The following is a 23727-nucleotide window of genomic DNA, read 5'->3' as shown; positions in this document are numbered from 1 at the left end:
ATTCAGCATTAAATGAAAAGAATTGTAATTCCCATATTAAGTCTTTTTTTAATAGGTTGTGGAGATGATCCATTACCAAAGCCTAAAGCTTATTTAAGATTAGAATATCCTAAAGCTACTTATGAAAAGTCTAGTATTCCACTACCTTTTTCATTTGAGAAAAACGAACTTGCAGAGCCTATTAGCTCAGTTAAATCTTCTGGTTCAACCAAAGGTGTAGACATTAAATATCCTGGCTTAAAAGCCACTATATATTTATCGTATAAGGGTATTAATAATAATCTAGATAGTTTGTTGAGAGATGCCCAAAACTTAACGCAAAAGCACACTATTAAAGCTGATGAAATTTCGCAAAACGAATTTATCAACACAGAACATAAGACTTACGGCATGTTATATGAAATTGGTGGTGATGCTGCATCGCAATCGCAATTCTATGTTACAGATAGTCTCAATCATTTTTTAAGTGGTTCATTATATTTCTATGCTAAACCTAATTACGATTCTATTTATCCTGCTTCAGAGTATCTAAAAAAGGATATAAAGCGTATAATGGAATCTGTTGAGTGGAAAGAGTAGATAAAAAAAAGGATATTATAAATAAAAATGCCACTGATATTCAGCGGCATTTTTATTTAAGTGTTTATGTTTTACACTATTGGTAAACCCAAACTCCACCCATTTTAATTACGGCGAAATCCTCTGTACCATTACTGCCTGTGTAAACATCTACAGTAACAATATACTTTTGTTCTTCGGCTGCTGCTGGATCTAAGATGTCCAAGACAACGTTAAGAGCTTCTAACACCATTTCATCAGTCCACTCTGCTGAGTTACCTGGACGTCTGTCAAAGTTGCCAAAATTATCCATACTTCCTGTGGCTTCTGGATAATCAGTAGCTAAAGCTGCAACAATAGCACCGTAATCCGCACCTGTTGCTGAATATCTAATAGTATTATCTGGTACCCAAATACCGTTTTCTAATCCAAATTGCAATGATGTATCAATAACACTTTGACTTCCTACCCATATACCGTTTGTATATGTATATAGATTACCTCTAGTTCCTAAACCACTGCTACTAGAAAAATATTTATAAGCCACAATTATCTGATCTTCTTCTTGAGCAAATGGATATTTAAGACCTAAGAAAGTTGGTAAATAGTTATCAGCAGGTGTTCCACTACTAAAGTTATTAAATCGTCCTGGTTGTCCAAACTCTTCACCCATCGAATCATAATCAGATGTACTTAAATAATAAACATCATCTGCAGCCTCCCAAGAACCACTGTCATAAACAAAATATTCTCCTTTAGCATCTGTATCTCCAGAAACACCAAGTACTCTTATAGCAAAATCCTGAACTCTCCATCTTGGAGAATCTGAATCCGTAGAACTATACTTAAGTCCAACATGAATAGTTTCGCCATCATATGCAGAAAAATCAAAGTCTTCAGATGTTGTTAAACTTCCATAAATTGTTTTATCGAAAGGTAAAGCTGTCCAATTGGCAGCAGTCACATCACCACCTGTAGTGTAATCTGTTGCAATCATAATGTCAATTAAAGTATCATCACCTAAGAAATCTATTTCTTGCGTAATTTGAAATAATAAATCAGACTCACCAGTTAGGTCTATCTGAGGTGAAATAAGCCATTCTTCTGTTGCAATTGCACCACTATCAAAACCAGAACCTTGCACATTTGCTGAACCTACTGTCCAACCTAATTCGTCAGGTCCAGAAACAGATATCAATTCAAAATTATCGTAATCTGCAGGAAAATTTGCGCTATATAAATTGGCTAACCCAATTTCTGGAGTTTCAAAATATTGGTCATAATCAGCTAATACAATTTGTCCTTCCACTGGTGCCATAATTTGAGCATCCAAAACATCAGGAATTAATCCGGTCGGATCAACATTTGGATAAAATCCAAACGCATCGCTTCCTACAATAGCGTAATCTGAATTGGCAAATGCATAAACATCAGCACCTGTAAAATCGCTAACACCTTCTGCAGAACCTACAAATAACTTGTATGTTACCAACGCAGAAGAACCATTTCCAAAATGCGGATAATTGTTCGATAATAAATTAGGAATTTCCATTCTAGCATCTTCATCAGAGCTGAAGTTTCCAAAATTTAGTCCTAAATCTGCATAATCGTCAGCTGTTAGGGTATATTCTACTTCTCCAATAACTGGTGCATCTTGTGCCGCAAGATCATTATTAATGTCTTCTACAGGATCACATCCTGTAAAGATGGCGCCTATAAAGGCTAATAAATAAACTATTCTTTTCATCTTTCTATTTTTTTAAAATTTAAGTGTTGCTCCTACACTAAATGTTCTTCCGAAGCCATAATATACTAATGCTGTTTCGGCATTTGATCCTGGACCATCTAAAGCATCAGCGATATAATGCGTATTAAATATATTATTCATTCGTCCAATTAAAGTTGCCTCAAAGTTACCAAAAGGAAAACTATGAGAGAATGCAGTATCAAAAACTCCGTACGCAGGTACTTCCCATGGATCTGGCGCATTTGCTACACCTCTATCACTAGGATTAAAATCTGCATATAAACGATCAAAATAATTATAATCTAACGATAATCTTGTACCTGCAGTAAATCTATAATCAAACCCTAGAGCTAATGTAGTCTGTGCAGCATCACCAACTGGTGTGTCAGCGATAAATAAATTTACAGTATCTACTACCTCTTGTTCTTCATTTAAAATTTGAACATCTGTTACATCATCTTCCCATCTCCAATCTCCTAAAGATGCCATACCTGTAATATTTAATTTATCTGTAGCTCGGTAAACAAAATCAACTTCAACCCCTTGGTGAATTGCGTTAACACCTAAAATGTTAGCAAAACCTGTTTCATCTTCACTTAGCTGAAAACCGATTGTTTCTGTTCTGTCTCTCCAAGCCGTTCTGTATGCATTAACATTAGCAGAAAACTTTTCACCTCTAAATCCATAACCCAATTCGAAACTTAAAATTTTCTGATTCTCTGCTTCTGCATTAATATCTTCATTATTAAATCTCGGGAATACCGCATCAAAATCAGCAGCTCTCTCAAAATAACCAACATTTACAAACACATTATGTTGACCAGTTAATCTATAGTTAGCACCACCTTTTGCACCAAAAGCTAAAAAATTGTAACGATCTGTTTCTTGCAATGGATCACCATCTAAATAGTTAAAATAATCTTTTCTCTTATAAGATGTATTGGCGGCATTTACAGCCACAAAAGTATTAAAGTTCTCGTTTACATCATATTCTAATTGCCCAAAAGCACCTAACCATCCTACTAATCCGTCATTGTGATAGCTTACTTTATCACCAACTCTAGATACTCCAGTAGCATTGTTTACGTCATCCTCGTTAATTATAAATTGACCTCCTAACAAATCCGTAACTTCTCTAAAATGAATACCAGTATAATTTCTGTAATCTAAACCAGCTAAAAGTACCAAATCATCAGATAAATTTGATTTTAAAGTGGATAAAACACCATACCAATTATGGTCATTTCGAGAAGCTCTTAATGCAGCACTAGATCCATTGGCTCCATTAGCAATATTCTCTTCAACAATACGGTCAAAATTTAAAGGACCAAACTCACCTATGCGGTAATCTGGACTTTGAAACTTAGATCTTGCATCACCTTCAAATCCAGGAGCTTCATTATCACTTCCTAAAGTTCCACCTCCACCACCAGAGCCAAAAGAAACGTAGGCAGCTGTTGAAATACTTGTTTTATCATTAAGATCCCAATAATGATTTAAAGAAATTTGTGGTTTATGGTAAAAGTTATCTTCGATAAACGTTACCTGACCATTTTTATAACCCCAATCAGAGTTATACTTAATGCCATCTTCACTTCTTCTATATGTATCAATTAAGTGTCTGTTCTGTCTTTGACCATGACGTTGTTTTGCACCAAAAGCCGTAAAAGATATTTTATGTTGATCATTAAATTCTTTAGACACGTTAAAGAAATAAGATACTGCATTAAATTGAGTTCCTCTGACATAACCATCTCCATCTGTTTTTGCAGCAGAAACAGTAGCAGCCCATCCGCTATCCATTAAACCTGTTGAATATGTTACACCAAATTTAGCATAACCGTCATTACCTAAAGTAGTCAATATATTACCTCCTTCTTCAGCATCTGTAGTCTTGGTTAAAATGTTTATAGTTCCACCAATTGAAGGTACTGCAACTCTAGCCGCTCCTAAACCTCTTTGTACTTGCATAGTGCTCGTAACATCTCCTAAACCTGCCCAGTTACTCCAAAATACACGACCATTTTCCATATCATTAACTGGCACACCATTTATCATAACAGCTACGTTCTCAGAGCTAAATCCACGTAAATTAATACGTCCATCACCAAATCCACCACCAGCTTTCGTAGCATAAACACCTGGAGTAGATTTTAAAACTTCAGGGAATTCTTGAGTTCCTAATTTTAACTGAATATCTGCAGCTTTCACTGTAGATACTGCTACTGGTGTTTTTCTATCAACAGCCACAGAAGCTACGATCATGATTTCATCTAACCCAACATCACTAGACATTAAGGTTATTGTTCCTAAATCTGTATCTCCACTAAAAGCTAATGTTTGACTAACATAACCTACATAAGAGATTACAATTTCACCTGAAGCAGAATCCGCTGTAATAGTGAAATCACCATCAAAATTTGAAGTTGTACCATTAGTAGTTCCTTTTACAATGATATTAGCACCAGGAAGTGGTGAATTCAAATCACCATCAATAATCTTACCTGTTACGGTACTTTGAGCATACATAACTGTTGAGAACAACGTCAAAACAGCAATACATAAAAATTGATTAAATTTTTTCATATAAAATTTAAGTTAAATTGATTTTTTTAATTAGCGCAAAATTACGCAATACTATAGAGAAAACATTAAGATAATGTTAACAATTAAGCGACGCGAAGTTAATTATAGAATTTCTAACTTTTATGCATGCATAGTTAAATTTATTAAAACTTTTTAACAAATTTTAACAGTTTTCTTTATAAAAAGCTACTAAGCTTTGAGTTGATGCGTCGTGATTTGAGGAGGAATCGTCTTCTTTGAGCTCTTTTAGGATAGATTTTGCCAGTTGCTTGCCCAGTTCAACACCAAATTGGTCATAACTGTAGATATTCCAAATAACACCTTGAACGAAAATTTTATGCTCATACATGGCAATGAGTTTACCTAAACTCTCTGGAGTTAATTTCTGAATTAATAAAGATGTTGTTGGCTTGTTACCATCAAATACTTTGAAAGGTGTAAGCTTATTAATCGCTTCTTGAGAAAGTGATTGCCCTTTGAACTCAGCCATAACCTCAGCTTCTATTTTACCATTCATTAAAGCTTCTGTCTGCGCGAAGTAATTAGACATTAATTTATCGTGATGATCATTATTTCCATAAAGTGACTCCACAAAACCAATAAAGTCTGCTGGAATCAATTTTGTTCCTTGATGAATCAATTGAAAAAAGGCATGTTGCGAATTTGTACCTGGTTCACCCCAAATTAATGTGCCAGTTTGGTAATTTACTTTATTTCCGTTTCTATCTACACTTTTGCCATTACTTTCCATAATCCCTTGCTGAAGATAGGTCGCAAATTGATTTAAATATTGTGTATATGGAATAATCGCCTCACTTTCGGCTTCAAAGAAATTATTGTACCAAACGGTTAAAAGCGCAGAAATTACAGGAATATTAACATCAAAATCTGAAGTTTTAAAATGCTTGTCCATTTTATGTGCTCCTTCTAATAAGCTATGAAAATTATCGTATCCTACTGCTAAACTTATGGACAAACCCACTGCACTCCACAATGAAAAACGACCTCCAACCCAATCTTTCATAGGGAAGATATTTGCTTCGTCAATTCCAAAGTTTTTTACACTATCTATATTCGTAGAAACCGCAACAAAATGATTAGCAACCGCTTCTTTTGGTTGCGATTCTAAGAACCAACTTCTAATTGAATTCGCATTAGATAAGGTCTCTTGCGTTGTAAAGGTTTTAGAAACTATAACAAAAAGTGTTGTCTCTGGATTTAGATGTTTTATTATTTCTTGATAATGATCACCATCAACGTTACTAACAAAATGTGTTGTTAATTGGTTTTTATAATATTGAAGTGAATCTACCACCATCGCTGGTCCAAGATCTGATCCACCAATGCCTATATTTACAACATCTGTAATTGCATTTCCTGTAAAACCCTTGTGATTACCACTGACTACTGAATTTGTAAAGTTTTCAATCTTTTTCTTTACATCATGCACTTCAGGAATAACATTTTCACCATCTACTAAGACCGTAGCATTTTTAGGAGCTCTTAAAGCAGTATGTAAAACTGCTCTTCCTTCAGTTTCATTAATAATATCACCATCGAAATGTTTTGAAATGGCATCTTTTAAGTCCAGCTCGTTTGCTAACTCTATTAATAAATCTAGAGTTTCTTTTGTAACTCTATTCTTAGAGAAATCTACATAAAAGTCTTCCCACTTAACCGTTAAATCCTTCGCTCTTTGAGCATCAGAATTAAATAAATCCTTAAGATGTTTTGATTTTATTTCATCGAAATGCGATTGTAGTTTTTTCCAGGATTTTGTAGTCGTTGGATTGGTTGCTTTTAATGCCATTATTCTATTTATAAAATTGGGTCTTGTGTTATAGTATTCTCAGTTTCAATTGGTTCAGCTTCAAAGAAAAAGATATCATCCAATCGTTGTTTTATTGGAGCAATATGTTCTAGGTATTTGACCTTTAAGCTATCTGAAATCGGTTTGGCTTCAGGTAATTTTTGTTTGAAAGGATCGACTTGTCGTCCATTTTTCCAAAAGCGGTAACAAACATGTGGACCACCTGTATTTCCTGTCATACCAACATATCCAATAATATCACCTTGTTTTACAAACTGTCCTTTTTTCACAGCTTGCTTACTCATATGCAAGTACTGTGTACTATACGTATCGTTATGTCTTATTTTCACATACTTACCATTGCCACCTCGTCTGCGAGATTCAGTTACAGTGCCATTAGCCGTCGCCATAATTGGAGTATTTATTGGCGCCGCAAAATCAGTTCCTTTATGAGGACGAACTTTATAACCATAAACTGCAATACGTCGTCTTAGATTGTAGCGCGATGAAATTCTGCTAAACTTAACAGGTGCTTTGAGAAATGCACGTCTTAAATTCTTAGCATCCTCATTAAAATAATCTATAATCCCTTTTACTGAATCGGTTTCAAATTCAAACGCATACAACGAATCCCCATTATGCTCAAAATAAGCAGCTTTCACATTATGAACACCTCCGTAAATGGTATCATCAATATACTTATCTGTGTAAATAACCTTAAAACGATCTCCTTTTTGAAGTCTTCTAAAATCGATGGTCCAGGCATAAATATCATCGGCCATTTTATAAGCAAGTGCTTGGCTTAAACCTTTATCTTCTAAAGTTTTAGAAATACTACTTTCTATAACTCCCGTTGCAGTCTTCTCTATGTATGTTATTGGTTTTTTACTCGTGTAAGCTTGAATAGAATCCTTAAAGTTTATAACAACATAGTCTTCTAAACTTTTCTGATAAATAAATGTTGTAGGTTTTTGAATACTATCTTCTTTATTTGCTTTATCATAAAGCAACGTGTATGGCTTACCTGCTTGAAGTTTTCGAATATCAAAGGTGTCTTTAGCTTTTTCTGCTATCTGATAAATCTGAGGATACCCAACATTATTTCGTTCTAAAATAACACCAAATGTATCACCCTTTTTTATGGTATCGCGTTTAAACTCGTAATGATTTAAATCAAACCCAAATTCTAAAATTTTTTCTTCTTCAACAATTTCAGCAAGTTCTTTTTTGTACTCTATTTCAGCTGTGTTATCCTCCTTACAAGCATAAGCCGTTATGATAACAATAGCCAATACCACTAAACGTTTTAAATGCATTAATTCAATTAATTATAAATTATTTCCCCAATTTTTTAATTCTTCCTCGCTCCATAATTCTGGAAAAAAAATACGCCTCTGATATTTTGGATGCATATACTTTTTCCAATCGCTTCCTCCTGTAGCTTCACCATCACCTATACCACTTTCTATATAATGAACGGCAGCATTGTAATGTGCCATTACCCATGTGACGTTAACCGTATAGTCATAGTGTCGCATGGCTTTAATCAAATCCTTATCTTTCTGATCTTCTAATGGTAATTCTTTAAAACGTGTCCAAAGATTTTTTGTGTTATAGGTTTCCATAAACCTTAAAAACTCGTCTCTATAACGTTTTTCAAAATTAACTAAAAGTGTAGATTTTTTTCCTGTTTTATGATCTTTTCCTGCGGCTTGCCAATATAAATGTTCAAAAGCGTGCGTAAAAGGAGTATCTCTATCAATATCTTTTCTAAATCTGTAATCGATTAGGTTAATGAGTTCTGTTGAAGCAAACTCAATAAGTCTGTATTGTGCACTTTGAAACCCACTTGCTGGAGTTAAGGTATATCTAAACTTCATATACTGTTCAACTTCCATACCTTCTCTCATGATATTAAAAGACGTCGTCAACATATCAAAATAACGACTGATACGCATAATTTTACTTTCGAAATAAAAAACGTCCAAGTCTTCTTTTTCTGCCACCTGAGAAATTTCCCAAAGTATCATCTTAAAAATGAGTTCATTGATTTGATGATAGGCAATAAAAACCATTTCATCTGGAAGCGTAGTACGTTGAATTTGAAGATTTAACAACGCATCGGTTTGTATATAATCCCAATATGTAATCGACTTACTATATAGCAAGCCGTATAAATGGTCATCTGTATCTTGGTCTATGGCAATGTACTTCTCTTGAAGTTCTTTTAAAATATCTTCGTAGTTAGGTTGGTCTGGCATGAATTAATCTTTAAATTCTATTTTAAAGGAGTGTTTTAAACCTTTAAATTCAACAAGATCTGCTCGCAAAGAACCAACAGCTAGATCTGCTTTAATTTTCAAAGGGATTTTGTTTTTATCTGCACTTACCCAAAGCGTTAAACTTTCTTCTTCTTTAAACACACGACCAGCCATTACATAAGGTCTAAACTTAAGTGTTTTTACATTAACATCAGAACCGTTAACATCTACTTCTATAGTTTCTGTACCTAAATACTTGAGCTTAAAGCCATAGTTTTCTTCATCAAAAAACATATTTGTTTTTATTTCATCTCCTTTCTTTAATGAGGATATGTCTATATTATTTCTTAAATAATAATACATAGATACCATATCCTGAACATCTTTTTCAGTAGTAATAGTCTTAACTTTTTTCTTCTTTTTATTAAAAACCTCAGCTTTTCTATTTTGATGATCAAAGTTTATTTCAATGTCCTTAGTATGTCCTCCTTCATCAATTTTTCTGATAAATTTATAAGGAGCACCTGTTTCTTTATCAAAATAACTCTCGTATCGATCTTTTACCTTAAACATCCACTTTACGGGACCTGTAGTCCAACCTTTACCAACCACATGATAAACTGATTTACCGTCTAAATTTGTTTCTTTTAAAGATAAGGTAGCGTTACCCGCTTTTAAAAAACCACTATAGCTCATTTTAAATTTAAACCATTCTCCTTCTTTGAAAGCAGATTCTTTATCAACATTAGAGGCTTGAAAGCCTACAAAGAATAATATTATAGTAAATAGATGTTTCATGTGTCAATGTCTATTGAGTTATGAAAGTCACATGCTGTTCGACGTTAAGCACCGCGTTAGGTGATTAAACTTTTAACATGCTCGATTCACGATCTCATAGTTTGTAAATATAAATAATGTAACGCATTTTTTGTGTTACAATTATCTTAAATACAATTACTATTCCAAATGTAATAAAACATTGAAAAACAACCGAAAAGCTTAGTTATTATTATTGATTTTTATCTATAGTTTTGAGATTATTGACTTTAATAAATTTATAACCCGCTTTATAACGTCCCTCTTTTGGCTTGCTCTCTTTCAATAGATTCGAATAAGGCCTTAAAGTTACCTGCACCAAAACCACGAGCTCCCATTCGCTGAATAATTTCAAAAAATAATGTTGGTCTGTCTTCTACAGGCTTTGTGAAAATTTGAAGTAAATAACCTTCTTCATCTGCATCTATCATAATACCTAAACTTTTTAAGGTTTCAATATCTTCTCTTAGTGCATGGCTATGTTCTTCTAATCGACCAGGAACTGCTCGGTAATATTCTTCTGGTGGAGTAGATAAAAACTCAACACCTCTAGATTTCAATTTCGAAACTGTAGAAATAATATCATCTGTAGCAACCGCGATGTGCTGTACACCTGGGCCTTCATAAAAATCTAAATATTCTTCAATTTGAGAACGCTTTTTACCTTCGGCTGGTTCATTGATTGGGAATTTTATTCTTCCATTACCATTACTCATAACTTTACTCATTAAAGCAGAATATTCCGTATGAATTTGTTTATCATCAAATGATAAGAAGTTTACGAATCCCATAACGTCTTCGTACCATTTTACCCAAGTATTCATTTCTCCCCAACCTACATTACCAACCATATGATCTATATATTTTAGACCTGCTGATTCTGGGTTGTAGTCACTTTTCCATTCTACAAATCCTGGCATAAATTTTCCGTTGTAGTTTTTGCGCTCTACAAACATGTGTACAGTTTCTCCGTACGTATAAATCCCTGCTCTTACAACCTCACCAAATTCATCTTTTTCTACAGCAGGTTCCATGTAAGATTTTGCACCTCGTTTGGTGGTTTCTTCATACGACTTGCGAGCATCCTCTACCCAAAGCGCTACTACTTTTACACCATCACCATGTTTAACAATATGATTATTTATTTCAGATTTACTATTTAAGGGTGTCGTAAGCACTAAGCGTATCTTATCTTGCTTTAACACATAACTTACCGAATCTTTTGATCCTGTTTCTAAACCTCTATAAGCATACGATTGAAAACCAAACGCTGTTTTATAAAAATGAGCTGACTGCTTTGCATTACCTACATAAAACTCTACATAATCTGTTCCTAAAAGTGGAAGGAAATCTTGTGCTCCTTCAAATATTTTTTCTAAGCCGTAGTTTACACTTTTTACTTCTTTTGCCATACTATTTTATCTTTTATTGCATTTCATTTATATTAACTGAGTCCATTTCTTCCTCAATAAAATACTCATCATCCTCCCGTGTATCAGTAGAATCTGATTCTACTTCAGAGTTATAATAATCGTCATCTTCGTAGTAGCTATCGTTTTCAAAATCCTTAAACTCATCTAACATGCCAGACGACAACATTGTTCCGTAAAAAATTAAGACACAAGCTGCCATAAGAACTATCAATCCGTTAATAACGATCGCAATAATATTTATAATCTTTGCAGTATTAACATTACTTCTTGATTGTGGAGAGTATGCTTCAGGATTTTCACCAAATTCTCTTAAACTTTTGTTTGCCGTAACTAGACCTATAATAGCCATTGCTAATGGAATAATTGCCGTAAGTCCATAACAGCAGCAACTCGCAATACCAATAACTAAAGCTAATATCCCTAAAATCATTGCTAAAGGATCTGCGGATAGTTTGTTATAATTCATATTAAAAAAAGCCCCTTCTAACTTCCCCATAGGGTAAGAACTCTTGCTGTTGGGCTAAAAGAGTTTAGTTAATATTTAGTTTATTTTTCAAGTCATCAATTCCTTCCCTCTGTGAAGGTTAGGATGGGCTTATCCAAGATCTAAAATAATCGTCATCCGCTATTTTCATGGCTTCTTCTGTAACTTTTAGCGGCTTAAACGTATCTACCATAACAGCCAATTCATCCGTTTTCACTTTACCAATACTTCGCTCCATCGCACCTGGATGTGGTCCGTGAGGAATACCTGCAGGATGTAATGAAATATGACCAGCTTCAATATCGTTTCTACTCATAAAGTCTCCATCGACATAGTACAACACCTCATCACTATCTATATTACTATGATTATATGGTGCTGGTACTGAAAGAGGGTGATAATCGTATAAACGTGGCACGAAACTACACACTACAAAAGCGTCAGTTTCAAAAGTTTGATGCACTGGTGGTGGCTGATGCACGCGTCCTGTAATGGGTTCAAAATCGTGAATTGAAAATGCATACGGATAATTATAACCATCATAACCTACAACATCAAAAGGATGCGACGCATAGACCATATCAAAAATCTCGTCTTGCTTTTTTATTTTGATTAGAAATTCTCCAGATTCATTATAAGTTTCTAACTCTTGTGGTTGACGTAAATCTCGTTCACAAAATGGTGAATGTTCTAATAATTGCCCAAACCAATTTCTGTATCGTTTTGGTGTATAAATTGGTCTATACGACTCAACAATAAAAAGACGATTATCTTCCGTATCAAAATCTAGTTTATAGATAATACCACGAGGCACCAAAAGATAGTCTCCATATTTAAAATCAAGATTACCTAGCATGGTTCTCAATTTTCCGGTGCCTTTATGAATAAATATCAATTCGTCAGCATCTGTATTTTTGTAAAAATAATCTCTTGTGGATTCTTTTGGCGCCGATAATATGATATTACAATCGCTATTGGTTAAAACAATTTTTCGACTGTCTAAATAATCGTTTTCTGGTTTTATTTTAAATCCATGTAAACGATACGATTGCATATTATTAGCTTTTGCTACTTTGGGTGCTACGCTATATTGATTTTTAATTTCTTTAACCTGAGTTGGTCTCTGCTCGTGGTAACTGTTGGTGGACATACCATCGAAACCAATAGTTCCGAATAATTGCTCGTAATAAAAGTCACCGTTTGGTTTTTTAAACTGTGTGTGGCGTTTTGGTGGAATTTTTCCTAATTTATGATAGAATGGCATATTTTGAAATGTTTAAGAGTTGAATACTAAAGGGACTCTTCGACAAGCTCAGAGTGACAACTTCAATATGATTTAAAGGTACAAAAAATGCGTATTTATTCTGGATTCCTTTTGATTAGGAAATGAAGGTAAAGTTTTATGTTTGCCCAGAACGGTTTCATGACTATAAAACTAAGAAATTATTTGTTTAAGAGCAATCAAATTAATGGTCAAAATTCATGATCCTAATTTATAGAGTAAACTGATCTTGTAAGCTGGTAATTGAACTACCACCAACAAAAATTTGAAAATCACCTTTCTCAACAATAAAATCTCCGTTATTATTAAAAAAGCCTAATTCATTATCTGTTAACTCAAAAGTAATGGTTTTGGTTTCCCCTTTCTGAAGTGCAATCAATTCAAACCCTTTTAACTCTTTAACTGGTCTTGTAACACTTGCTACCAAATCTCTAATATAAAGTTGCACAACTTCTTTACCATTGTAATCACCAATATTGGATACATCTACAGACACTTTAACCTTGCTATCTGTGGATGAGCTATTTTGTACAATACTTAAATTACTGTACTTAAATTTTGTATAACTCAATCCATGACCAAATGGATAAAGTGGTGTATTCTCTTTATCACTATAATGCGACCAAAATACGTTACCTTCCCTGCTACTCGCTCTGCCAGTATTTACATGGTTATAGTAGATTGGTATTTGACCTTCATTTCTCGGAAATGTCATAGGAAGTTTGCCACTCGGATTATAATCACCATACAAAACTTGTGCAATAGCATTACCAGATTGCGTCCCTAACTGCCATGCTTCTAATATGGTTGGAATGTTTTCAACAGCCCATTCTAAAACCAAAGGTCTTCCATTTTGAAGCACTAATACAATGTTTTTATTTACTTTATATACTGCTTCTAAAAGCTCTTGTTGTAAGCCAGGTAATTGTAACGACGTTCTACTTCGAGCTTCACCACTTTGAAAACCATGTTCACCTAAAACCATAACAACTACATCCGAAGATTTAGCTAATTCAACCGCCTCATCTATACCAGAACTGTCTGTAGTGTTTATGTTTAATTCATGAATAAAAGTTGTTCTTCCTAAAAATACATCTACACCCTTTTTATAGGTGAGTTCATTTCCATTATATGCTTGCATTCCTTCTAGAACAGATACAGCAGTATTGTCGTCTGATGCGAGCCTCCAACTACCTAAAGCACTATTCTTGTCTCCAGCTAACTCACCTATTAATGCTATTTTTTGACCTTCTTTTTTTAGTGGCAATAGATTATTATCATTTTTGAGTAATACAATAGACTTCTTGGCCATATCTAAAACTGCTTCATGATGGGATTTTTTACCTATAATTTCCTTTTCATTCTTTTCGTTACAATACCTATAAGGGTCATCAAATAAACCAAGTTCATATTTTACTCTTAAAATTCGTTTTACAGCATCGTCTACTATACTTTCAGAGACTGTTCCTTCCTTTACAAGATGGGTCAATTCTTGAATGTAAACATAGCCTTCCATATCCATATCAGAACCTGCAATTGACGCTATTTTTGCAGCTTCATTTTTATCTTTAGCATGTCCCCAAAAAATAATTTCGTTAATCGAAGCCCAATCAGAGACTACAAATCCATTAAAATCCCAACCATCTTTTAAAATATCTCTTTGTAAATATTTGCTTGCTGTAACTGGCACGCCATTAATGGTATTAAAGCCATTCATAATTGTTTTTACATCATTATCTACTGCAGCTTTAAACGGTGGTAAAACAGTGTTTAAAAGGGTTACATTATCAATGTTAGCCGTATTATAATCTCTACCGGCTTCTGCAAAACCATATGCTGCAAAATGTTTTGCAGTTGCCGCTATGGTATTTCTATCTTTGAGATCGTCACCTTGAAAGCCTTTGACTCTAGCTACAGCAATTTTACTACCTAAATAGACATCTTCTCCTCCACCTTCCATTACTCTTCCCCATCGTGGATCACGAGAGATATCTATCATGGGTGCAAAGGTCCAATTAATTCCTGCTGCAGAGGCTTCTGCAGCTGCAATTCTTGCCGAATTTTGTATGGCATCTAAATCCCAACTTGCCGATTCCGCCAACGGAATTGGACTTAGAGTTTTATAACCATGTATCACATCAAAACCAAAAAGTAGTGGAATACCTAATCTCGATTCTTCAACAGCTATCCGCTGAATCTCTCTCACATGTTCAACACCCCTTACGTTAAGCATGGCACCAACATATCCTTTTTTTAAATGTTCGTATTTTAAATTAGAAGAAACACCTTTTGGTACTGGTCCTGTAACATCCCAAAATCCATTATACAGATTCATTTGACCTACTTTTTCCTTTAAAGTCATTAAGGTCAATAAGGAATCTATTTTTCTGTCGATAACATCTTCGTTTATCAATCTCGAATTATTCTTATTGACAGAGCAGGTTGAAACTGATAAAACTATTCCTAAAACGAGTAAAGTGAATTCTGCGAGATGTTTCATTATTGTATAGTATTATTATTTCAAATATAAATCATATTCTGAAACGAGCTAGCAGAATAATATAATGATTCTATCAAAACCAAAAGCCTAAATTGAAAAACCAATAACCATTACCAGTATCGGGAGAATATGTATATTTTCCTTCTAAAGGACCTAAAAAAGTTTCTAAAGAATAACCAATGGCATAACCACTATAATCTGGTGAGCTAAGCCATTCTCCTGATTCAAAAATACCATCTTCTATATTGGCATAATTTGCCGCTAATAGAATATGGTGCTTTTTAAAAATTTCGTAGTCTAATGTAAATGTTGCCTTTACAAAGCTATCACCAAAAAGGGATAAATAATCATAACCATAGAATGACTGAAAATTATTAATAAAATTATTACCATAGCCTCCTAAACCAAATCCTAAGGTATTTGTAGAAGTATCACCTATTTTAAAGCCTCCATTAGCTTCAGTTTTCAAAGCCACTTTATCATTTAGACTAAATGCATAACCTATATCTGCTTTTGCTATAGAAAATTGTTTAAAATCTTTATTAAAATTAGAGGCATCTAAGTATAGATGAAAATCCCCATTAAAGTAGAATCCGTTTTTTGGAAAATGAACGTTATCGTAATCATCAAAAATTAAATTTCCGAATAAGCCAAAATAGCCTGTATTTTCAAAAATAATTTCATCATCCTGGTTATCTTCAGTAATAGTCTCTGATGTTATTTTAAGACGCTTATATTCAGCACCTAATCTCAAAGCAAAATCCTTTCTAAAAATAGTTTGTAAATATACTTGGTTCGTAAAATCCGAAAGTTCAACATCTATTTTATTTAATCCTATCAGCAAAGGTGAATCTTCCTCTAAAGCGATCAAAGGGTTTATATTCTTATTAAAACTGTTGTAACGAGATTTTAAACCAATACTGATATAAAATCCCTTATCAATAAAATAATCAAAATTATATCTCGAGTGATCACCCAAAACTACATCTAGAGAAGCAATATCATTATTAAACAGTAAACGCTTTTTAGTGAGATTAGCAAGTGCTGCACTTTTATACAAACCATCATAATGCACACCAAGTTTAAGAAAAGTTGTGGTTTCTGACTCTCTTATTTCACCCAATAGATTATAACCAGAATCATTTGTGCTAGGCTCTAAGTTATATCTAAATGTGTCGAAATTATTTGTAGCAATTAGGTTGTTTATTCTTTTTTTGAAATCGGTATAACTAATTTTTTCTTCATCCTTAAATTTCAGCTTTCCTAAAAGGTAAGATCTTGTATATTTTTCATTACCGGAAATATTTATAGCATTGATTTTTATACTATCTAGTGGCATAACAATCTCCTTCTCAACGTTAGATTTCTGTTGAAATTTTATGCTTTGTAATTTTATAATGTTAGTCTTTGCTGCAGCTTCACCATTTGCGATAATATCCTCTCCTTCATTAAATGAAATTACCGAGAAATTAGTAATATCTGGTTTTATATAAATATCCGTAAGTGGCTCTTTATTTTTCATTGCATTAATAGTGCGAAAATTATTAATCTGTGATAAAATATCTAAAGCTGATTTCAATGTTTCACGATCTTTTAAAGCATCTTGTACATCTACTCCAATAATAATATCCATGCCTTTGGCTCGCAACTCTTCTACTGGAAAATTATTGGTAACTCCTCCATCTATTAAAATTCTACCATCAATAACTACAGGTTGAAACAAGGATGGTAAAGCTCCACTTGCAGTTACAGCTTCAGCCAATTTCCCTTTATCCATAATCAAGGATTCACCTGTTTCTATATCTGTAGCAATACAGAAAAATGGAATAGGAAGTTTTTCAAAATCCCTTATCTCATTTACAGGTAGCATTAATTGGTACAGCAAATTATAAACGTTTTGCCCACGAGATAAGGCAGAAGGTAAACTAATACTAAAATTATCAAAAGGTAAACTTACCGCATATTTCTCGGCATTTTCGCGTTCGTAAAATGGTTTTGCAGCTCTTGGAAAGTTATCATTTATCAACTCATCAAAATCTTGAGTTTTAAACATAGCTTCTAATTGTTTACCTGAATATCCTGAAGCATACAATGAACCGATTATAGCGCCCATACTAGTACCAGCTACATAGTCTATTTTAATACCAAGACTATCAATCACTTTTAAAACACCAATGTGAGCAAAGCCTTTAGCACCACCACCACTTAAAACTAACCCTACTTTTTGCTCCTTTGTTTCTGTTATTTCTTGAGCTTGTAAAAGATTAAAGCTTATACAGAAAAGAATTAGAATATAAATTACAGATTTACTTTTAAACCTAAGGTCATATTTTTGGGGCAAGTTCACTTTATTCTTTATGGTAATAGTTATATATTTTATTTGCTCTAGACACACCTACAACAGCTTCAAGTTCATCTAGTTTTGCATTTGCAATGCGCTTCACAGTCTTAAAACTTTTCATTAAATCAATAATTGTTTGTTCACCTACTCCAGAAATATTTTCGAGCTCTGTGGTTAATGCTCCTTTACTTCTTCTATTTCTATGATGCTCAATACCAAAACGATGCGCTTCATTTCGCAATTGCTGAATAATTTTGAGTGTTTCGCTTTTCTTATCTAAATATAATGGAATTGGATCGTCTGGATAAAATAATTCTTCTAAACGCTTTGCAATTCCGATGATCGCAATTTTTCCTCTTAATCCTAGAACATCTAAACTTTTTAATGCTGAAGATAATTGTCCTTTTCCACCATCAATGATAATAAGTTGTGGTAAAGATTGTTCTTCTTCAACTAAACGTTTGTAACGTCTGTATACGACTTCTTCCATAGATGCAAAATCATCTGGACCTTCAACCGTTTTTATATTAAAATTACGATAGTCTTTTTTACTAGGCTTTCCGTTTTTAAAAACCACACAAGCGGCAACAGGGTTTGTGCCTTGAATATTCGAATTATCGAAACATTCTATATGTCTAGGCTCCTCAGACAAACGCAAATCAGCTTTCATTTGTGCCATGATACGATTAGCATGGCGATCTGGATCTACAATCTTAATTTGCTTAAGTTTATCCATACGATAATACATGGCATTACGTCTCGATAAATCTAAGATATTTTTCTTATCTCCAAGTTTCGGAACTGTTATCTTTAATTCATGTCCTAAATTGACTTTAAAAGGCACATAGATTTCTTTTGAATTTGAATTAAAACGTTGTCTGATTTCGGTAATTGCAAGTTCTAATAATTCTACATCAGATTCCTGTAGTTTCTTTTTCATCTCCAATGTATGAGATCTAATAATGGAGCCATAACTTAATTGTAAAAAGTTGACATAAGCATAGGTTTCATCGCTTACAATAGAAAACACATCAACATTACTAATCTTAGGATTTACAATGGTTGATTTGGCTTGGTAATTCTCTAGAATTTCTAATTTCTCTTTTATTTTTTGTGCATCCTCAAACTGCATGTTTTCTGCATACTGCTTCATTTGTAGTCTGAATTGTTGCAACGAGTCTTTAAAATTTCCTTTTAAAATTTCTCTGATTGCTGTAATATTAGAATGATATTCTTCTTCAGTTTCATAACCTTCGCAAGCTCCTTTGCAATTTCCTAAGTGATACTCTAAACAAACTTTGTATTTACCAGCTTTAATTTTTGCCTCAGACAAATCATAATTACAAGTACGCAATTGATATAAACCTTTTATTAAACCCAATAGTGTCTTTACAGTTTTCATACTTGTATATGGTCCAAAATATTCTGAACCATCTTTAAATACACGACGCGTTGAAAATACTCTCGGGAAACGTTCTTTTTTTATACAAATCCAAGGATAAGATTTATCATCCTTTAGTAATACATTATACTTTGGTTGATATTTCTTTATGAGATTGTTTTCAAGAAGTAAGGCATCGTTCTCAGTCTCAACCACGATATGTTTTACGGAAACTATATTTTTAACTAAAACTCGAGTTTTGCCGTAATCATGATGCTTAGTAAAATAACTACTAACTCGCTTTTTTATGTTCTTAGCCTTGCCAACATAAATTAGCTTTTCATCAACATCAAAATACTGATAAACTCCAGGCTGATGAGGAAGTGTTTTTATTTGTATCTCTAAGGTAGTTTCTGGCATCTATTCAAAGGTAAATAAAAGTTATAAGTGTATAAAGTTTGACTAACTCTAAATACTTTTTAACTTTAGGCACTTTAAGTACTTACTATGAACATTGTCATTCTCTCAAGAAACGAAAACTTGTACTCAACAAGACGCCTTATTGAAGAAGGTGAAGGTAGAGGTCATGATATGGAAGTTATTGATCCACTAAGATGTGATATAATCATTGAAAAAGAAAAGCCAACGGTTTATTACAAGGATCGTTATTTAGATTATGTTGATGCTATTATACCAAGAATTGGAGCTTCTGTTACCTTTTTTGGTTGTGCAGTGGTAAGACAATTTGAAATGATGAATGTTTTTACCACAGTAACTTCAGATGCTATCATTAGAAGTAGAGATAAATTGCGAAGTTTTCAGCGCTTATCTAAAGCTGGTATTGGGATGCCAAAAACAGTTTTTACCAATTACTCACGAGATGTTGAAGAGGTATTGGCACATGTTGGTGGACCACCTGTAATTATAAAATTATTAGAAGGCACTCAAGGTTTGGGTGTTGTTTTAGCAGAATCAAAAAATGCTGCTGAATCTGTGCTTGAAGCTTTTAATGGGTTGCAAGCTAGAGCATTAGTGCAAGAATATATTGAAGAAGCTAAAGGTGCCGATTTAAGAGCACTAATTGTAGATGGACAGGTTGTAGGCGCCATGAAGCGCCAAGGAAAAGATGGTGAGTTTCGTTCTAATTTACATAGAGGCGGAAGCGCTAATCTAATTAGACTCTCAGAAGATGAATTAAAATTAGCAATTAAGGCCGCAAGAGCATTAAAACTTCCTGTCTGCGGCGTAGATATGCTTCAATCTTCAAGAGGACCTTTAATTATGGAAGTGAATTCTACTCCAGGTTTAGAAGGTATTGAAGGTGCAACCCAGAAAAATATCGCAAGAGCAATTATTACATTTATTGAGCGCAATAGAAAGTAAATTGATTAACAAATAAAGAGATTCCTGCTTTCGCAGGAAATATTATGAGTGAAAAAGAAGTATTACATATACTAGGTGAAAAAATTGAGCTTGGAAAAAGTGCAAAAGTGAGCTTTAATGTTGCTAAGTTGCATACGCAGAATACTATTGATGTTCCTGTGATCATAGAACGCTCTAAAAAACCTGGTCCAACAGTTTTAATAACCGCTGGCATTCATGGTGATGAAGTTAATGGTGTAGAAATAGTGCGCCAAATAATCGCAAAAGGGATTAATAAACCTAAAAAGGGCACTATCATTTGTATTCCTGTAATTAATGTTTTTGGGTTTATTCATATGGATAGAGAGTTTCCAGATGGTCGCGATCTTAATCGTGTGTTTCCTGGTATAAAAGGTGGCTCTTTGGCGAGTAGAGTAGCGTTTAAATTAGTTACAGAAATTTTACCACATGCAGATTTGGTATTAGATTTTCATACAGGTGGAGCCGATCGCTTCAATTCTGCACAGGTACGTATTATAAAGGGTGAAAAAATTCTAGATGACTTGGCTAAGGTTTTTGGTGCACCTTTTGTCTTTTATTCTAAAAACATCAACAAGTCCTTCAGAAATACGTGTTATAAGTTAGGTGTTCCTATTCTTTTATTTGAAGGTGGTAAATCATTTCATATAGATAATACAGTGACTAACACAGGTGTTAACGGTGCCAAAAGAGTGCTACACCATTTAGATATGCTGAATAGAAAATTTAAAGTCTCCGATCCAAAAAAATCATGTGTTTATATTACAAATAGCAGATGGATAAGAGCCAATTATTCCGGAATGTTTAAATCCACAATTGCCATTAATGCTGAAGTAAAAAAAGGCGATGTCATTGGCAACATTACAGATCCTTATGGAAGTTTCAACCATTTTGTTAAAGCACCTAATGACGGTTATATTTTTAATATTAATGAATCACCGATTATCTATCAAGGAGACGCCATTTTTCATATTTCTACTAAGCTAAAATCGTGACCAAAAAAGAATTAAGACTTAAATATAAATCTCTTCGAAAAGTGCTTTCGCAATCTCAAATTGAAGATTACAGTTTAAATATTGCTAATCAATTATTAAAGCTTAGCATTTGGGATTTTTCCTTTTATCACACCTTTTTAACCATTGAAGAGCAAAAAGAAATTAACACGGATTATATTCTCAATATTTTAGCTGGTAAGGATAAAAACATCGTCATTTCTAAAAGTAATTTCGAAGATTACTCTATGACGCATTATCTATTAACAGACCATACAAAACTGAAGAAAAACAAATACAATATTCCTGAACCTGTTGATGGCATAGAAATTCAGTCTTCAAAAATGGATGTGATTTTTGTACCTCTTTTAGCTTATGACAAAGTGGGTCAAAGAATTGGTTATGGAAAAGGATTTTATGATCGTTTTTTATCTGAATGTAACCCTGAAGCATTAAAAATTGGTCTTTCTTTTTTTAATGCTGAAAGCGAATTTTCTGACTTTAATGCAAACGATGTTAAGTTAGACTATTGTATAAATCCAGATAAAATATACAAATTCTAATTCATGTAAATAATCGATAAAAAGCAATAATATTAGATTAAATGTAAAATTTTGTATATTGCATACTCAAAATCTTAGAATAGACTCCTAAATCTAATTCTTATATTTTATCTAATATGACAGAACCTGCTCTGAAAAAGAACATTATTTCTAATGATAAAATTTGTTATTGGGAATTAATTAATAATACAAGCCATTGGTCTGAAGCATTTATAAAAGAGCTTGGTTATTCGAAAAAGAAAGTTTTTACTACAATAGAATTTTTCTTAGATCATATCATCCATGAAGATTATCGAGCGCCTTTTAAAGATAATTTTTATAACCTCGTTAGGCATGATGTTGATTTTAAACAAAATATTTTACTCAAGAACAAAAACGGAAAATATTTAGAATATATATGTAAATCCAATGACGAGATTGTAATCGATACTAATATAGATTCAAAAACTATCTTCTTTTTTAAGACGAAATTAATTACCCACAAAAAAGTTAGAGTTGATAACTTTTATTACCAAGAAACAGCTACCATGACCTCAACTGGAAGTTGGTACGTAGATTTTGAAAAAAAGAAAAGCTATTGGGATAACATTACCAGAAAAATTTTAGAATATCCAGATGATTATATTCCATCACTAAAAATGGGTTATAAACTATATGCTGAAGAACATCAGACATTGGCTTCTAACGCTTTTTTTGAATGTGGCATATCAGGAAAACCATTTGATATTGAAATACTAATGGTTACTGCAAACAATAGAAAATTTTGGGCCAGAGCAATGGGAAAGCCAGTATTTAATGATGATGAAGAAATTATTGGTTTAAGAGGTGTGTTTCAAGATATTGATGATATTAAGCAAAAAGAAATTAATTTAGAAAGAACATCAGAAATTATAGCCTCTCAAAATTCAAGATTATTCAATTTTGCACATATAGTATCCCACAATCTTAGATCACATTCTAGCAATCTCTCATTAATTGTAAATTTAATCAACGATGTTGACAAGGAAGAAAAACTAGAGCTTATTGAAAATATCAAAGATGTATCCCAAAGTTTAAATACAACCATAGAACATTTAAATGAGGTTGTAACTATTCAAACCAATGCGCAGCAAGCTAAAGAAACAGTGAGTTTTGCAACTACATTGAAACAAGTTTGTACATCAATAAATCAAATTATAAAAGCCAGTAATACCACAATAGTTTCTGATTTTACTAATGCTGAAGATATCAATTATATACCAGCATACATGGATAGTATTCTATTAAATCTAATTACAAATGCTATCAAATACAAACACAAGGATAGAGATCCAATTATTAAAATTAGGACTTACTTAGACTTTAAAGACAATGACAGAGTTGTTTTAGAGATTAAAGACAATGGGTCTGGTATAGATTTAGAAAAATTCGGAGATAAACTTTTTGGAATGTATAAAACATTTCACTATAATAGGGATGCTAGAGGTATTGGTTTATTTATTACAAAAAACCAAATCGAATCTTTAAACGGCGAAATAACTGTTGAAAGTGAACTTAATAAAGGTACAACTTTCACTATTAAATTCTAATCGC

At 33.1% G+C, this 23727-nt stretch carries 17 protein-coding genes; 5 read left to right on the top strand and 12 right to left on the bottom strand.

Annotation, left to right across the window (positions count from 1 at the left end):
* Positions 1 to 12: 12 nt before the first annotated feature.
* The gene (gene gldD, locus SJY34_RS12730; protein WP_400076204.1) at positions 13 to 579 is read left to right on the top strand and encodes a gliding motility lipoprotein GldD; all 567 of its coding nucleotides are present in this window, start codon (positions 13 to 15) and stop codon (positions 577 to 579) included.
* Positions 580 to 655: 76 nt separating this feature from the next.
* Here the strand turns inward: gldD and SJY34_RS12725 are convergent, their stop codons facing one another.
* From SJY34_RS12725 to uvrC, 12 genes are all read right to left on the bottom strand, one after another.
* Positions 656 to 2305: a choice-of-anchor J domain-containing protein gene (locus SJY34_RS12725; protein ID WP_400076202.1), complete on the bottom strand. Its 1650-nt coding sequence runs from the start codon at positions 2303 to 2305 to the stop codon at positions 656 to 658.
* Between the two features lie 12 nt (positions 2306 to 2317).
* Entirely contained in the window at positions 2318 to 4891 is a 2574-nt protein-coding gene (locus tag SJY34_RS12720; RefSeq protein ID WP_400076201.1) for a TonB-dependent receptor, read from the bottom strand.
* Between the two features lie 163 nt (positions 4892 to 5054).
* Positions 5055 to 6701 carry a glucose-6-phosphate isomerase gene (gene pgi, locus SJY34_RS12715; protein ID WP_400076198.1) on the bottom strand — a complete coding sequence of 549 codons (1647 nt, stop codon included), beginning with the start codon at positions 6699 to 6701 and terminating at the stop codon, positions 5055 to 5057.
* Positions 6702 to 6709: 8 nt separating this feature from the next.
* The gene (locus SJY34_RS12710) at positions 6710 to 8017 is read right to left on the bottom strand and encodes a peptidoglycan DD-metalloendopeptidase family protein (protein WP_400076196.1); all 1308 of its coding nucleotides are present in this window, start codon (positions 8015 to 8017) and stop codon (positions 6710 to 6712) included.
* Between the two features lie 12 nt (positions 8018 to 8029).
* Positions 8030 to 8962: a tryptophan 2,3-dioxygenase family protein gene (locus SJY34_RS12705; protein WP_400076194.1), complete on the bottom strand. Its 933-nt coding sequence runs from the start codon at positions 8960 to 8962 to the stop codon at positions 8030 to 8032.
* Positions 8963 to 8965: 3 nt separating this feature from the next.
* Positions 8966 to 9760 carry a DUF3108 domain-containing protein gene (locus SJY34_RS12700; protein WP_400076192.1) on the bottom strand — a complete coding sequence of 265 codons (795 nt, stop codon included), beginning with the start codon at positions 9758 to 9760 and terminating at the stop codon, positions 8966 to 8968.
* A gap of 269 nt (positions 9761 to 10029) precedes the next feature.
* Positions 10030 to 11190 (bottom strand): 4-hydroxyphenylpyruvate dioxygenase, encoded by a 1161-nt coding sequence (gene hppD / locus SJY34_RS12695; protein ID WP_400076191.1) that lies wholly within the window; start codon positions 11188 to 11190, stop codon positions 10030 to 10032.
* Between the two features lie 13 nt (positions 11191 to 11203).
* Positions 11204 to 11707 carry a CCC motif membrane protein gene (locus SJY34_RS12690; protein WP_400076189.1) on the bottom strand — a complete coding sequence of 168 codons (504 nt, stop codon included), beginning with the start codon at positions 11705 to 11707 and terminating at the stop codon, positions 11204 to 11206.
* Positions 11708 to 11795: 88 nt separating this feature from the next.
* Positions 11796 to 12959 (bottom strand): homogentisate 1,2-dioxygenase, encoded by a 1164-nt coding sequence (locus tag SJY34_RS12685; RefSeq protein ID WP_400076187.1) that lies wholly within the window; start codon positions 12957 to 12959, stop codon positions 11796 to 11798.
* Positions 12960 to 13188: 229 nt separating this feature from the next.
* Positions 13189 to 15477 (bottom strand): beta-glucosidase BglX, encoded by a 2289-nt coding sequence (gene bglX, locus SJY34_RS12680; RefSeq protein WP_400076185.1) that lies wholly within the window; start codon positions 15475 to 15477, stop codon positions 13189 to 13191.
* A gap of 73 nt (positions 15478 to 15550) precedes the next feature.
* Positions 15551 to 17818, bottom strand: coding sequence for a patatin-like phospholipase family protein (locus tag SJY34_RS12675; protein ID WP_400076183.1), 2268 nt, complete (start codon positions 17816 to 17818; stop codon positions 15551 to 15553).
* A 7-nt stretch (positions 17819 to 17825) separates the two neighbouring features.
* The gene (gene uvrC / locus SJY34_RS12670) at positions 17826 to 19619 is read right to left on the bottom strand and encodes an excinuclease ABC subunit UvrC (RefSeq protein WP_400076181.1); all 1794 of its coding nucleotides are present in this window, start codon (positions 19617 to 19619) and stop codon (positions 17826 to 17828) included.
* An 87-nt stretch (positions 19620 to 19706) separates the two neighbouring features.
* Between uvrC and rimK the strand changes: the two genes are divergently transcribed.
* The 4 genes from rimK (at position 19707) to SJY34_RS12650 (ending at position 23723) form a co-directional block, all read left to right on the top strand.
* Positions 19707 to 20582 carry a 30S ribosomal protein S6--L-glutamate ligase gene (gene rimK / locus SJY34_RS12665; protein WP_400076179.1) on the top strand — a complete coding sequence of 292 codons (876 nt, stop codon included), beginning with the start codon at positions 19707 to 19709 and terminating at the stop codon, positions 20580 to 20582.
* A gap of 44 nt (positions 20583 to 20626) precedes the next feature.
* Positions 20627 to 21595 (top strand): succinylglutamate desuccinylase/aspartoacylase family protein, encoded by a 969-nt coding sequence (locus SJY34_RS12660; RefSeq protein ID WP_400076178.1) that lies wholly within the window; start codon positions 20627 to 20629, stop codon positions 21593 to 21595.
* The gene (locus SJY34_RS12655; RefSeq protein ID WP_400076176.1) at positions 21592 to 22155 is read left to right on the top strand and encodes a 5-formyltetrahydrofolate cyclo-ligase; all 564 of its coding nucleotides are present in this window, start codon (positions 21592 to 21594) and stop codon (positions 22153 to 22155) included. Before SJY34_RS12660 ends, SJY34_RS12655 begins: the two co-directional genes overlap by 4 nt.
* Before the next feature lie 116 nt (positions 22156 to 22271).
* Complete coding sequence (locus SJY34_RS12650) at positions 22272 to 23723, top strand: ATP-binding protein (protein WP_400076174.1); 1452 nt, start codon at positions 22272 to 22274, stop codon at positions 23721 to 23723.
* Positions 23724 to 23727: the final 4 nt, after the last annotated feature.

The sequence above is a fragment of the Winogradskyella sp. R77965 genome (assembly GCF_044594915.1).
Classification (GTDB): domain Bacteria; phylum Bacteroidota; class Bacteroidia; order Flavobacteriales; family Flavobacteriaceae; genus Winogradskyella.
This window is presented reverse-complemented; position numbering and strand designations above follow the sequence as displayed.